Annotated in this window: 11 protein-coding genes; 7 read left to right on the top strand and 4 right to left on the bottom strand. The window is 73.7% G+C overall.

Translation table 11 applies throughout. The annotated features are described in order from the left end of the window. The first annotated feature begins 83 nt into the window (after nt 1-83). The gene (locus tag AB0J24_RS08890) at nt 84-854 is read left to right on the top strand and encodes an ABC transporter ATP-binding protein (protein WP_358677708.1); all 771 of its coding nucleotides are present in this window, start codon (nt 84-86) and stop codon (nt 852-854) included. Further along, nucleotides 851-2,992, top strand: a complete 2,142-nt coding sequence (locus AB0J24_RS08895; RefSeq protein WP_358677711.1) for an FtsX-like permease family protein — start codon at nt 851-853, stop codon at nt 2,990-2,992. The genes AB0J24_RS08890 and AB0J24_RS08895 overlap by 4 nt, the downstream gene beginning before the upstream one ends. A 64-nt stretch (nt 2,993-3,056) precedes the next feature. Here AB0J24_RS08895 and AB0J24_RS08900 read toward each other — a convergent pair whose 3' ends face one another. Next, complete coding sequence (locus tag AB0J24_RS08900) at nt 3,057-3,488, bottom strand: nitroreductase family deazaflavin-dependent oxidoreductase (protein ID WP_358677714.1); 432 nt, start codon at nt 3,486-3,488, stop codon at nt 3,057-3,059. Between the two features lie 209 nt (nt 3,489-3,697). On the opposite strand from AB0J24_RS08900, the gene thiC reads away from it, so the two are divergent. Beyond that, nucleotides 3,698-5,335, top strand: coding sequence for a phosphomethylpyrimidine synthase ThiC (thiC, locus tag AB0J24_RS08905; protein WP_358677717.1), 1,638 nt, complete (start codon nt 3,698-3,700; stop codon nt 5,333-5,335). Nucleotides 5,336-5,388: 53 nt separating this feature from the next. Here thiC and AB0J24_RS08910 read toward each other — a convergent pair whose 3' ends face one another. Further along, nucleotides 5,389-6,027, bottom strand: coding sequence for a Uma2 family endonuclease (locus tag AB0J24_RS08910; protein ID WP_358677719.1), 639 nt, complete (start codon nt 6,025-6,027; stop codon nt 5,389-5,391). 193 nt (nt 6,028-6,220) lie between these two features. Here AB0J24_RS08910 and thiD point away from each other — a divergent pair, with 193 nt between their 5' ends. From thiD to AB0J24_RS08930, 4 genes are all read left to right on the top strand, one after another. After that, nucleotides 6,221-7,099 carry a bifunctional hydroxymethylpyrimidine kinase/phosphomethylpyrimidine kinase gene (gene thiD, locus AB0J24_RS08915; RefSeq protein ID WP_358677722.1) on the top strand — a complete coding sequence of 293 codons (879 nt, stop codon included), beginning with the start codon at nt 6,221-6,223 and terminating at the stop codon, nt 7,097-7,099. A gap of 286 nt (nt 7,100-7,385) precedes the next feature. Further along, nucleotides 7,386-9,644: a xanthine dehydrogenase family protein molybdopterin-binding subunit gene (locus AB0J24_RS08920; protein ID WP_358677725.1), complete on the top strand. Its 2,259-nt coding sequence runs from the start codon at nt 7,386-7,388 to the stop codon at nt 9,642-9,644. Then, nucleotides 9,641-10,207, top strand: coding sequence for a (2Fe-2S)-binding protein (locus AB0J24_RS08925; protein ID WP_358677727.1), 567 nt, complete (start codon nt 9,641-9,643; stop codon nt 10,205-10,207). Before AB0J24_RS08920 ends, AB0J24_RS08925 begins: the two co-directional genes overlap by 4 nt. Further along, a complete protein-coding gene (locus AB0J24_RS08930) occupies nt 10,204-11,028 on the top strand; it encodes a xanthine dehydrogenase family protein subunit M (protein ID WP_358677730.1) in 825 nt (274 codons plus the stop codon). The genes AB0J24_RS08925 and AB0J24_RS08930 overlap by 4 nt, the downstream gene beginning before the upstream one ends. A 124-nt stretch (nt 11,029-11,152) precedes the next feature. On the opposite strand, the gene AB0J24_RS08935 is transcribed toward AB0J24_RS08930, so the two are convergent. Both AB0J24_RS08935 and AB0J24_RS08940 read right to left on the bottom strand, forming a co-directional pair. After that, nucleotides 11,153-11,791 carry a response regulator transcription factor gene (locus AB0J24_RS08935; RefSeq protein ID WP_358677733.1) on the bottom strand — a complete coding sequence of 213 codons (639 nt, stop codon included), beginning with the start codon at nt 11,789-11,791 and terminating at the stop codon, nt 11,153-11,155. Then, entirely contained in the window at nt 11,788-12,987 is a 1,200-nt protein-coding gene (locus AB0J24_RS08940; protein WP_358677735.1) for a histidine kinase, read from the bottom strand. The genes AB0J24_RS08935 and AB0J24_RS08940 overlap by 4 nt, the downstream gene beginning before the upstream one ends. Between the last annotated feature and the right edge of the window lie 88 nt (nt 12,988-13,075).

The raw sequence follows: 13,075 nt of genomic DNA on the forward strand, positions 1-13,075 counted from the left end.
GACACGATGATCACCATGATCGAGGTCCTGATGCTGTTGTCCGTGGCGCTGCCGCCGGTGGTCGAGAACGGTGGAGAGCGGCGGTGACCCCGCCGGTGGTGGCGGCCGCGGCCGTCGAGCTGGTCCGCTCCTACGGGTCGGGGCCCGGTGCGGTCCGGGCGCTGGCCGGGATCTCGCTGTACATCCCGAGCGGACGGTTCACGGCCGTCATGGGGCCGTCCGGGTCCGGGAAGTCGACCCTGCTGCACTGCCTCGCCGGGCTGGACCGGCCGACGTCCGGGCAGGTGCTGCTCGGTGACACCCGGCTCGGCGAGCTCGACGACGCCGCGCTCACCCGGGTGCGGCGGGACCGGATGGGCTTCGTCTTCCAGGACGGGAACCTGCTCCCGCACCTGTCGGCGGGGGAGAACATCGACCTCGCGGTCACGCTCGCCGGGCGTCGCCCGGACCGGGCGTGGCGCAACGAGCTGGTCGAGCGGCTGGGGATCGGGAACCGGTTGCGGCACCTGCCCTCCGAGCTGTCCGGCGGGCAGCGCCAGCGGGTGGCGGTGGCCAGGGCACTGCTCGGCCGCCCGGAGATCGTGTTCGCCGACGAGCCGACGGGCGCGCTGGACACGACGTCCGGACGTGAGCTGCTCGGGTTGCTGCGGGCCTGCGTCGACGACTACGGCCAGACGGTCGTCATGGTCACCCACGATCCGCTCGCCGCGTCGGTGTCGGACCAGGTCCTGCTGCTGCGCGACGGCCTCGCGGCGGGCAGGCTGGATCGGCCCGCCCCGGACGCGGTGCTCGCCGCGCTCGGCGCGCTCACCGCCGACCGGCCGGCCCCGCGCACGACGGTGGTGCGGGCATGAGGATCGGGAACCCGGCGACCCGCGCGGCCGTCGCCGGCATCCGGCGGCGTCCGCGCCAGGTACTGCTCACCGGGCTCGCGGTGCTGGTGGCGACGGTGTTCACCGCCGGTTCGGTGCTGCTCACCGAGACCCTGCGGGCCGACCTCGTCGACGCCGGTGTCCGCACCCCCGACGGGGCGTCGCACGTGGTCGTCGTCGCGTCCTCTGCGGACGTGGGCGCGCTCGAACCGCAGCTGCGCGAGGTGCCGGGGGTGACCGACGTGGCGGTCGGGTACCGCGGCGTCACCCCGGTCGTGGGCAGCGGGACGGGTGGGCAGTGGCTGGTGTCCTCCGATCCGATGGCCGGACCGCTCACGACGCTGCCCGCGCCGTCCTCGGGTGCGCCGGCCGGCCCGGGGCAGGTGCTGCTGGGCAGCGGCACGGCGGGGCGCACCGGGCTGGCCGTCGGGGACACGCTGACCCTGGGCGGCCGGCGGTTCACCGTCGCCGGCATCGTCGACCTGCCCCAGGAGCCGCTGGACTCGCTGGTGCTGACCCCGCCGGACGCCGCGTCGCTCGGCTCCGTGCTGCGCCCGGCCCGGATCGAGGTCGCCGGTGATGCCGAGACCGCGGCGGTGCGCGCCGCCGCGGACGGCGCGCAGGTGCGGACGGCGGACGAGCAGCGTGCGGCGGAGGTCGCCGAGCTCTCCGCCGGGGTGGGCGCGGTGCTGGCGGCGCTCTCGGTGTTCGTCGGTGTCGCGCTCGTCGCGGCCGTGGTGGTGGTCGGGTCGACGTTCCGGATCGTGCTCGCCCGGCGCAGCCGCGATCTCGCCCTGCTCCGGTGCGTGGGGGCGAGCCGCGGCCAGGTCGTCCGGTCGGTGCTCACCGAGGCCGCGGTGACCGGAGCGGTCGCCGGGACGCTGGGGGTGGGCGTCGCGGTCGGGGCGGCCTACGCAGGCCTCGCCGTCGCGCGGATGTCCGGCGTGGACGCGCCGGCCCTGGTCGTCCCGCCGATGTGGCTGGTCGGCTGCGTGCTGCTGGCGGTGGCGGCGACGGTGGCGGCCGCGCTGGCACCGGCTCGTACCGCCGCCCGGGTGCCGCCGGTGGTGGCGCTCGGCGCGGCGGAGGCGACCGAGGCGCATCCCCCGCGGGCCCGGTTGCGGCTCCCCGTCGCGGCGGCGCTGGTCGTGCTCGCGGTGCTCACCGCGGCGCTCGGCGCGACCGGCACCGAACCGCTCGGCGCACTGGGGCTGCTGGCGCTGAGCGGAATGGTGCTGTTCGCGGCGCTGGTCACGGCCGGCCCGTTCGTGATCGCCGGGGCCGCGGCGCTGCTGCGGCGCCCGGCCGCCCGATCGGCGACGATGCGGCTGGCCGTCGCGAACGCCGGCCGGCTGTCCCGGCGGACCGCCGCGATGACCACCGTGCTGGCCCTGGGCGTCGGGCTGACGGCGGCCCTGCTGACCGGTGTCGCGGGGGCCGGGGCGAGCGCGCGCGAGTCGATCGACCGGTCCTACCCGTCGGACGTCGTGATCGTCGCCTCCGAGGCGCAGGACCCGGCCGAGCGGGCCGCCGCCGCACAGCGGCTCGCGGCCCGGTTCGATGCCGACCCGCTGCTGCAGGCGCGGGTGGTCGGGACCGAGGTACACGTCGACGCCGCCCCGGGGGCCGACCCGGACGCCGCCCGGACGGCGGTCGGGAACCTCTCCGGTGGGGCGGTCGCAGTGGTCTGGACGGCCGACGTCCGGGCGGAGACCGAGTCGATGCTGTCGATCGCCCGGTTGGTCGGCGGGGCGTTGGTCGGGGCGACGCTGGTGGTCGCCGTCGTCGGGGTCGGGGTGACCCTGGCGCTCTCGGTCGGCGAGCGGATCCGGGAGATCGCACTGCTGCGGACGTTCGGCCTGACCCGGTCGGGGGCCCGCCGGTCGGTCGCGGCCGAGGCCGGCCTCGCCGGGACGGTGGGGGCCGTCCTGGGGGCGCTGCTCGGCGCCGGCTACGGATGGCTGGCGCTGGGTGCGATGGAGATGGACGACGCCGGCGGCGCACCGTGGGGTCAGCTGCTGGCCCTGGTGGCCGGGGTCGCCGTCGTCGCGGTGCTCGCCTCGTTCGCCCCGATGCGGCGGGCCGGGCGGGTCGAACCCGCACAGGGCGTCACCGCATGAGCCGCGGCCGCGCGCCCACGCCAGGGGGCGGGCGCGCGGCCGGCGGTGCTCAGCTCGTCGGTGCTCAGCTCTTCGGTTCGGCCACGAACACCGGGATCAGCCGGGAGGTCTTCTCCTGGTAGTCGGCGTAGGGCGGGTACGCCTCGACCGCGCGGTCCCACCACTGCGCACGCTCGTCGCCGGTGACCTCACGGGCCACATAGGTGCCGGTGGTGGTGCCGTCCTGCACCTCGATCTCGGGGTTCGCCCTCACGTTGTGGTACCAGGCGGGGTGCTCGGGATCGCCGCCCTTGGAGGCGATCATCGCGTAGGCCCCGTCGTGCTCGACCCGCATGAGCGGTACGTACCGCTTCTTCCCCGACTTCGCTCCGGTCGTGGTGAACAGGACGACCGGTCGGTCCAGCACGGTCACGCCGTCGGTGGTGCCGGTCTGGAGGATCTTCTCGGTCTGCTCGCGGACCCAGTCGGTCGGGCTCAGCTCGGCGTCGCGTGTCATGTCACGGGGGAACCCCGGGCTCGCGGTGATCATTCCCGACATCCGGGTGAGAAGCGCCGAAGGGCTGGCGCGCTGCGGTGTGCGGCGCATACGGTCGCCGCACACATCTGAACACGCGGGAGCTCCGTCGCGCGGGGCTGAGAGGGCGGGCCGATCGGCCGCCGACCGCAGAACCGGCCGGGTAATGCCGGCCAGGGAGGACTGTCGTCATGACGGCTGCACACGTGCGCCCACGGGTCACCACCGGTCCGATCACCGGATCCGGGAAGGCCTATCTGGACGGTCCGGACGGGATCATGGTCCCGGTCCGGCGGATCGGGCTCTCGAACGGTGAGCATCACGACGTCTACGACACCTCCGGCCCCTACACCGACGCGACCGCGGAGATCGACGTCCGCGCGGGCCTGCCCGCGCTGCGCGCTCCCTGGGTGGGTTCGCGGGAGCCGGGGACCCAGCTGTCCTACGCACGGGCCGGGATCGTGACGCCCGAGATGCGGTTCGTCGCGATCCGCGAGCGGTGCGACGTCGAGCTGGTGCGGTCCGAGGTGGTCCGGGGTCGGGCAGTGATCCCGGCGAACATCAACCATCCTGAATCCGAGCCGATGATCATCGGCAACCGGTTCCTCACCAAGATCAACGCGAACATCGGCAACTCGGCGGTCTCCTCCTCGATCGAGGAGGAGGTGGAGAAGATGGTGTGGGCCACCCGGTGGGGCGCCGACACCATCATGGATCTGTCCACCGGCGCCGACATCCACGAGACCCGCGAGTGGCTGCTGCGCAACTCACCGGTCCCGATCGGCACGGTGCCGATCTACCAGGCGCTGGAGAAGGTCAAGGGCGACCCGACGAAGCTGAGCTGGGAGGTGTACCGGGACACCGTGGTCGAGCAGTGCGAGCAGGGCGTCGACTACATGACGGTGCACGCCGGGGTGCTGCTGCGCTACGTCCCGCTGACCGCGAAGCGGGTCACCGGCATCGTCTCGCGCGGTGGGTCGATCATGGCCGCCTGGTGTCTGGCGCACCACCGCGAGTCGTTCCTGTACACCCGGTTCGCCGAGCTGTGCGAGATCCTGCGCCGCTACGACGTCACCTTCTCCCTCGGCGACGGGTTGCGCCCCGGATCGATCGCCGACGCCAACGACGACGCACAGCTCGCCGAGCTGAAGACCCTCGGCGAGCTGACCCGCATCGCCCGTGAGCACGACGTGCAGGTGATGATCGAGGGCCCCGGCCACGTCCCGATGGACAAGATCGTCGAGAACGTGCGGCTGGAGGAGGAGTGGTGCGACGAGGCGCCGTTCTACACCCTCGGCCCGCTGACGACCGACATCGCGCCCGGCTACGACCACATCACCTCGGCGATCGGCGCCGCCCGGATCGCCGAGGCCGGCACCGCGATGCTCTGCTACGTCACCCCGAAGGAGCACCTCGGGCTGCCGAACCGGGACGACGTGAAGGTCGGCGTGATCAGCTACAAGATCGCCGCGCACGCGGCCGACCTGGCCAAGGGGCACCCGCACGCCCAGGCGCGTGACGACGCGCTCTCCCAGGCCCGCTTCGAGTTCCGCTGGCGGGACCAGTTCGCGCTGGCCCTGGACCCGGACACCGCGCAGTCCTACCACGACGAGACGCTGCCGGCGGAGCCCGCGAAGAACGCACACTTCTGCTCGATGTGCGGGCCGAAGTTCTGCTCGATGAAGATCACCCAGGATGTCCGCGACTACGCCGAGGCGCAGGGTCTGACCAGCGTCGAGGCGATCGAGGCCGGTATGGACGAGAAGTCCGAGCAGTTCCGGGACGGGGGCGGCCGGGTCCACCTGCCGATCGCCTCCGCCGGGGACTGACGCCGGCCGGGCGCGGTGCGGGACGGCTCGTCGGGGGCCGTTCCGCACCGCGCTCACCCCAGGGCGTCGAGATCCAGCTCCACCGCGAACGGCTCGGTGGCGACGAAGCGCCCGGTGACGACACCGCCGTCGGCGTAACCGAACTCGCCGGCCAGATGACAGGCGAGCAGGGACACCGGCTCGCGCTGCGCAGCCCTGTCGCCCAGATCCACCACCCAGTAGTGGCCGATGCCGGCGTCGGCGTACTCACCGCGCTTGGTGACGTGGTCGGTGCGTCGGGAACCGGGCGAGAGGATCTCGACCGCGAGGACCACCTCGGCGGCGGCGAGGACCCCGCCGTCGCGGTCGACCCGGTCGTAGGCGCTGCGGTGGGCGACCACGATGTCCGGGCGACGGCTCCAGCCCGGGCCGTCGGGGCCCGACAGCGCCAGGTCGACGTCGAGCTCCGGGATCGCCTCCAACCCGGCCGGGATCTGGTCGTCGAGCTGGCGCAGCAGTCGCTTCTGGGCCCTGTTGTGGCGCGGTACCGGGCTCGGTGACATCACGATGCTCCCCTCGACGAGCTCGGTGTAGCCCGGCTCGACCTCGCCGATCGCCAGGTACTCACTGATCGACAGCGGATGCAGCGGTGCCACCAGCTGCCCGGTCATCCGGGCGCCGGTCGCGAACGGCTCGTCGGACTGTGCGCTCATGGGGCGACCTCCTCGCCGCGCAGTGTTCCACGCGGGACCGACATTCCCCGGCCGCCGCGCACCGGCCCCGACCGCCCGGGTTACCGTCGTGCGGAGCAGGTGCGGGAGCTCGCCGGTGGAGCGGGCTGAGAGGGCGGGGTGCCGCCGACCGCGGAACCGGCCGGGTAATGCCGGCCAGGGAAGGATGTCGATCATGGCCGAACCCACTGTCGGGACGACCCCGCCACGGGTGCTCACGATCGCCGGCACCGACTCCGGCGGCGGTGCCGGGATCCCGGCGGACCTGCGCACGTTCGCCGCGTGCGGGGTGCACGGCTGCGTCGCGGTCTGCGCGGTCACCGTGCAGAACACGGTCGGGGTCACCGGGGTGCACACGATCCCGGTGGAGACGATCGCCGGGCAGATCGCGACCGTCGCCGGGGACATCGGGCTGCAGGCCGCGAAGACCGGGATGCTGGCGAACGCGGAGATCATCGAGGCGGTCGCGGCCGCCTGCGACGACAACGGGATCGGCCGTGGAGCCGGCACGGACCGGGCGGCCCCGCTCGTCGTGGATCCGGTGGCGGCCTCCATGCACGGCGACCCGCTGCTGGCCACCGAGGCGCTGGACGCCTACCGGCACACCCTCTTCCCCCGGGCCACCCTGGTGACCCCGAACCTGGACGAGATCCGGCTGCTCGTCGAGCACGACGTGCACGACCGCGCCGCCCAGTACGCGGCCGCCAAGGCGCTGCACGCGCTCGGCCCGGGTGCCGTACTGGTGAAGGGCGGTCACCTGGCCGAGGACACCGACGGCTGCCTGGACCTGCTGTTCGACGGTGAGACGTTCGTGGAGCTGCCGGGGCCGCGGTTTGACACCGGGAACACCCACGGTGGCGGCGACTCGCTCGCCGCCTCGATCGCGTCTGGTCTGGCCCGCGGGCTGGACCTGGAGGAGGCCGTGCGGTTCGGGAAGCGCTACATCGTCGAGGCGGTGCGGCACTCCTATCCGCTGGGCGCCGGCCACGGGCCGGTCTCGCCGCTGTGGGCGGTCCGGCCGTGGTGGGACGAGCCGGGTCCGGCCGCGAGGTAGACGAGCAGTCGGTGCTCGGGGGCCCGGCGCCGTTCGACCGCGGGCCGCTGACGGAGTTCCTGGAGGAGGCGGCAGCGAGCCCGGCCGTGTTCGGTGACGCCAGGATCACCGCTCGTGACCAACCGGGCATGCGGCGGCGAACCTGATGATCGGGCCTGCGCTCCGGAGAGGCTCCGCAGATGCGGAGACGACCGCGGGCGCGACGTTGGTAAGGGTGCCCTGACCTGCAGAATCGACGAAAAGCGTGCGTCGCGCGAGGCCGTTGTCGGCTATACGCTCGCGTCCGATGAGCATCTTGGGCACCCGCGTCGTCCGCACCGAGGATCCGGTCTTCCTCACACGCGGCGCGACCTACACCGACGATCTGACCGACGAACGGCTGACCGGGGCGTTGCACCTGACGCTCGTCCGCTCACCGCTGGCCCACGCCACGATCTCCTCGATCGACACCTCGGCCGCCCTCGACTCGCCCGGCGTCGTCGCGGTGGTCACCGGTGCCGACCTCGACATCGCCCCGGCGTTGCTGTTCCCCGGCGCCAACAAGGCGATGACGCGCCCGTTCCTGGCGACCGACCGGGTCCGGTTCGTCGGCGAGCCGGTCGCCGCCGTGCTGACCGAGGAGTTCTACCAGGGCGAGGACGCCGCCGAGCTGGTCGATGTCGAGTACGAGCCGCTGCCGGTGGTGATCGACCCGCTCGCCGCCGCGGCCGACGAGACCCTGCTGTTCCCCGAGGCCGGCACCAACACCGCCGCCGCCTACGGGTACGACTCCGAGCCCGACGCGAACTTCTTCGACGGCTGCGAGGTCGTCGTCACCCGGGACCTGGTGAACCAGCGCCTGGCCGCCGCACCGCTGGAGACGCGGGCCGCGAGCGCGTTCTGGGAGGGTGACCACCTCACCCTGTACATGTCCAACCAGAACGCCCAGGGCGGCCGGGACGAGGTCGCCGGCTGGCTGGGCCTGGACAAGGACAAGATCCGGGTGATCCTGCCCGACGTCGGCGGCGGGTTCGGCGCGAAGATCGGCTCCGACCCGGAGTTCGCGCTGGTCGCCTGGCTCGCCAGGGCGCAGGGCCGCCCCGTCCGGTGGAACGAGTCCCGCTCGGAGAACATGACCGGGATGGTGCAGGGCCGCGCCCAGCGCCAGACCGTCACGATCGGCGGCACCCGCGAGGGGAAGGTGACCCACTACCGGCTCGACGTCGTGCAGGATCTCGGCGCCTACCCGCGGCTGGGGACGTTCCTGCCGATGTTCACCCGGATGATGGCGCCGGGCACCTACGACATCGCCAACGTCGACTCGCGCGCCCGCGCCGTCGTCACCAACACCACCTCGATCGCCGCTTACCGCGGCGCCGGCCGTCCGGAGGCCACCGCCGCGATCGAGCGCGCGATGGACCTGTTCGCCGCCGAGATCGGCAAGGACCCCGCCGAGGTGCGCCGGCTCAACGTCGTCGCCCCGGAGAAGTTCCCGTTCCAGACCAAGGGTGGCGTCGAGTACGACTCCGGCGAGTACGCCAAGGCCCTCGATCTCGCGCTGACCGAGGCCGGCTACGAGCGGCTGCGCGCCGAGCAGAAGGCCCGCCGGGAGCGCGGCGACGTGCGGCAGCTGGGTATCGGTGTCTCCACCTACGTGGAGATCACCGGTGGCGGCGCCTTCGCCGAGGACGCGTCGGTGCAGGTGCACCCCGACGGCACCGTCACCGTGCTCACCGGTACCTCCCCGCACGGCCAGGGGCACGCGACGGCGTGGGCGATGCTCGCCTCCGAGCAGCTCGGCATCGGCATGGACAAGATCACCGTCAAGCACGGCGACACCGACCTGGTGCCGCGCGGCGGCGGCACGATGGGCTCGCGCTCGCTGCAGACCGGTGGCGTCGCGGTGCACCAGGCGTCCGGCCAGCTGGTCGATCTCGCCAAGCAGCGCGCCGCGGACCTGCTCGAGGCCAGTGTGGACGACCTGGAGCTGGACCCGGTGAACGCCGCGATCACCGTCGCCGGCGTGCCGGGGAAGTCGGTGACGCTGGCCGAGCTGGCCGCTCGCGAGGAACTGAAGGTCGACACCACCTGGGACGGGCAGAAGCCGACCTTCCCGTTCGGCGCGCACGTCTGCGTGGTCGAGGTGGACACCGAGTCCGGGAAGGTCACCGTCGAGCGGATCGTCGCCGTCGACGACGCCGGCCCGATCCTCAACCCGCTGCTCTGCGACGGGCAGCGGCACGGCGGCATCGCCCAGGGCATCGCGCAGGCACTGCTGGAGGAGGTGCTCTACGACGAGGAGGGCCAGCCGCTGACCGGCACCTTCGCCGACTACGGCATCCCCTCGGCGGCCGAGCTGCCGAGCTTCGATCTGGTCGAGATGACCACCCCGACCCCGGTGAACCCGATGGGGTACAAGGGGATCGGCGAGGCCGGGACGATCGGGTCCACCCCGGCGACGCAGAGCGCCGTCATCGACGCCCTGTCGCACCTGGGCATCACGCACATCGACATGCCCCTGACCCCGCTGCGGGTCTGGGAAGCCATTCAGGAGGCCTCCAAGTGAAGGTCGAGATCACCGTCAACGGCGAGCGCACCAGCGCCGACGTCGAGCCCCGGCAGCTGCTCGCGCACTACGTGCGCGACACCGTCGGGTTGAAGGCCACCAACATCGGTTGCGACACCACCTCCTGCGGCGCCTGCACGGTGCTGCTCGACGGCGAGGCCGTGAAGTCGTGCACCGTGCTGTCGGTGCAGGCCGACCAGCAGTCCGTCACCACGATGGAGGGTCTCGACGGCGCCGCCGACGGTCGCCCGGAGCACCCCGTCACCAAGGCGTTCCACGCCGAGCACGGCCTGCAGTGCGGGTTCTGCACGCCGGGCATGGTCATGTCCGCGGTCTCGCTGATCAGCCACGACGATGACCTCGACGAGCGGAAGGTCCGGGAGGGCCTGGAGGGCAACCTCTGCCGCTGCACCGGGTACCACAACATCGTCCGTGCGGTGCTGGTCGCGGCCGGTAAGGACCCGGACGCCGAGCAGCGGGCCGAGGCCGAGTCCGACGCGCTGCGCACCGCGCCGGGCTTCTCCCGAGGTTCCTCCCCGACCCACCCGGAGGCAGGCGCATGATCCCGCTCGCGTTCGACTACGCCCGCCCCGACACCCTCGACGACGCCATCGCGCTGCTCGCCGAGAAGGGGGAGGACGCCAGCGTGCTGGCCGGTGGGCACTCGCTGATCCCGGTGATGAAGGTGCGCCTCGGTGCGCCCGAGTTCCTGATCGACATCGGCAGGCTGTCCGAGCTGTCCTACATCACGCTGGACGAGGCCGCCGGTGAGGTCGCCGTCGGTGCCGGGACCAAGCACCGGGAGGTGGTGGACTCCGAGCTGCTCGCCGCGGAGGTCCCACTGCTGCCCGCGGTCGCCCGCACCGTCGGGGACCCGCAGATCCGGGCCCGCGGCACCCTCGGCGGGACCCTCGCGCACGCCGACCCGGCGGCCGATCTGCCGGCGGCGGCGCTCGCGCTGGACGCCACGGTCGTCCTGCGGGGGCCGCGCGGGAAACGGAACGTGCCGATCGGCGAGTTCTACACCGGGGTGTTCTCGACCGTCCGCGAGCCGGACGAGCTGATCGTCGAGGTCCGGTTCCCGCGCTGCGGCGACTCCGGCTGGGCCTACGAGAAGTTCACCCGGCGCAGCAACGACTGGGCGATCGTCGCCGTCGCCGTGTCCGACGACCGGATCGGCCTGGTCAACATGGGGTCGACGCCGCTGCGGGCCACCGCGACCGAGCAGGCCCTCGCCGGTGGTGCGTCGATCGCCGAGGCGGCCGCGCTGGCCGCCGAGGGGACCGAGCCGCCCACCGACACGCACGGCACGCCGGCCTACCGGACGCACCTGGTGCAGGTGCTCACCCGGCGGGCGCTGGAGACCGCACACGGGCAACGCTGACCCACGGCCGGGGCCGGGGCGCGTTCCGCGGAACGCGCCCCGACCCGGCGAACGGTTCCGCGGAACGCGACCTGACCGGCGGGCGGGGCGCCGCCGCGTTCCGCGGAACGCGGCCCGGCCGCACTCAGACCAGCCCCGCCTCCTGGGCGGCGATCGCCGCCTGGGTGCGCGAGCGCAGGCCCAGCTTCGCCAGCACCCGGGAGACGTGGGTCTTCGTCGTCCCCTCCGAGATGACCAGCTCCTCGGCCAGCTCCGCGTTGGACAGCCCGCGGCCGAGCCCGGCGAGGACGTCGGTCTCCCGGCGGGTGAGCAGTTCCAGCCCGGGCACCGCGGCGGGCCGGGGGGCACCCGCATAGCGACCGATCACCCGGCGGGTCACCTCCGGTGCGAGCACGCCGTCGCCCCTGGCGACCGCGCGCACCCCGTTGATCAGCCCCGCCGCGTCGACCGACTTCAGCAGGAACCCGGCCGCACCCGCGGCGAGCGCACCGTCCACCAGCTCGTCCAGGTCGAACGTGGTCAGCACCAGCACCTGGGACGAGCCGGCCGCGAGGATCCGGCGGGTCGCCTCGATGCCGTCGATCCCGGGCATCCGGATGTCCATCAGCACGACGTCGGGCCGGTGCTCCTGCGCGGTGCGGACCGCGGTGAGCCCGTCGGCGGCCTCGGCGACGACCTCGATGTCGGAGGCCGATCCCAGGATCATGCACAGGCCGGTGCGGATCGCCTCCTGGTCGTCGGCGACCACCACCCGGATGCTCATCGGGGACCTCCCGGGGGGTCGATCGGCAGCGTGGCCCGGACCAGCCATCCCTCGCCGTCCGGGCCCGCGCTCAGCGTGCCACCGACCGCACGGGCGCGTTCGTCCAGACCCGCCAGCCCGGTGCCGCCGTGCAGGGCTGGGCCCGCGGGCGTGGGGCTCCCGCCCCGCCCGTTGCGGATCTCGATGGCCAGCGCGTCGTCGTCGATCCCCAGCCGCACCGCCACCGGGGCGCCGGGTGCGTGCTTCGCCGCGTTGGTCAGCGACTCCTGCACGATCCGGAAACCGGCCAGCTCCACCGGTGCCCCGAGCTCGGTGCCGGGCGGGCGCTCGTCGTCGCACCGGACGGACAGCCCGCCGGCCCGCGCCTCCGCCAGGAGCCCGGCCAGCTCCGTCAGCCGGGCCGGTGCCGTCGGCGGGTCGTGCGGCCCGGTGTCCCGGAGCAGCCCGATCATCGTGCGCATCTCCCCGAGCGCGGCCACCCCGGACTCACGCACCGTGGCGAGGGCCCGCCGCACCAGCTCCGGGTCCGCACCGGGCTGCAGCGCGGCCTCGGAGTGCAGCGCGATCGCCGACAACCGCCCGGCGACGACGTCGTGCAGGTCGCGGGCCATCCGCGCCCGTTCCGCGGCGACCGCCGCGTCGCGTTCCCTGGCGACCGCGCGGGCGGCCTCCTCGGCGCGGGCCCGCTCGGCGGCGGCGAGGTCCTCGTGCCGGCGGACCTCCAGGCCCCACACCGTCGGGACGCCCACGAGCAGCACCAGGTTGAACAGGTGGAGGACGGCGAGCCGGCCGCCCTGGAACACCAGGGTGACGGCGGCCAGCAACACGACCACGACACCGGCGGTGATCGCGACGGCCCGCGCGGTCCGCCGCGGCGGGTGCCGGACCGCGCAGTAGAGCAGGTCGCTGAACACCAGCAGGACCCCGATCTCGGTACGTCCCTCCCACAGGGCGCCACCGACCAGCGCCACGGTGGCGATCGCGAGCCCGACCGGGGCCCGGGTCCGGCGGAGCACGGAGCCGGTGCAGGCGACGGCGAGCACCAGCACCGCGGACGGGGCCGGGCCGGGTTCACCGCCGGAGAAGGCGATGCGCATCTCCGGCAACAGCCACATGAGCAGCACCCCGAAGGTGAACCAGCCTGCGGCGACACCGGCGTCCCGGACCGGCAACGGGAGCTCGGAGCTGCGGGGCACCCCGCCATCCCAGCACGTCCGCGGGCGCGTGGCCGTCCGTCGAAGGTGGTAGGTCCGGATCGGTCGTCAGGCGGACGACGGGGCGGCC

It is taken from the genome of Pseudonocardia sp. NPDC049635, assembly GCF_040659795.1.
GTDB lineage: Bacteria > Actinomycetota > Actinomycetes > Mycobacteriales > Pseudonocardiaceae > Pseudonocardia.

What these genes read in the sequence shown, in the direction of transcription:
- AB0J24_RS08895 (WP_358677711.1), top strand. Translation starts at nt 851, where the DNA reads ATGAGGATCGGGAACCCGGCGACCCGCGCGGCCGTCGCCGGCATCCGG.
- AB0J24_RS08900 (WP_358677714.1), bottom strand. Translation starts at nt 3,488, where the DNA reads ATGACACGCGACGCCGAGCTGAGCCCGACCGACTGGGTCCGCGAGCAG.
- thiC (WP_358677717.1), top strand. Translation starts at nt 3,698, where the DNA reads ATGACGGCTGCACACGTGCGCCCACGGGTCACCACCGGTCCGATCACC.
- AB0J24_RS08910 (WP_358677719.1), bottom strand. Translation starts at nt 6,027, where the DNA reads ATGAGCGCACAGTCCGACGAGCCGTTCGCGACCGGCGCCCGGATGACC.
- thiD (WP_358677722.1), top strand. Translation starts at nt 6,221, where the DNA reads ATGGCCGAACCCACTGTCGGGACGACCCCGCCACGGGTGCTCACGATC.
- AB0J24_RS08920 (WP_358677725.1), top strand. Translation starts at nt 7,386, where the DNA reads ATGAGCATCTTGGGCACCCGCGTCGTCCGCACCGAGGATCCGGTCTTC.
- AB0J24_RS08930 (WP_358677730.1), top strand. Translation starts at nt 10,204, where the DNA reads ATGATCCCGCTCGCGTTCGACTACGCCCGCCCCGACACCCTCGACGAC.
- AB0J24_RS08935 (WP_358677733.1), bottom strand. Translation starts at nt 11,791, where the DNA reads ATGAGCATCCGGGTGGTGGTCGCCGACGACCAGGAGGCGATCCGCACC.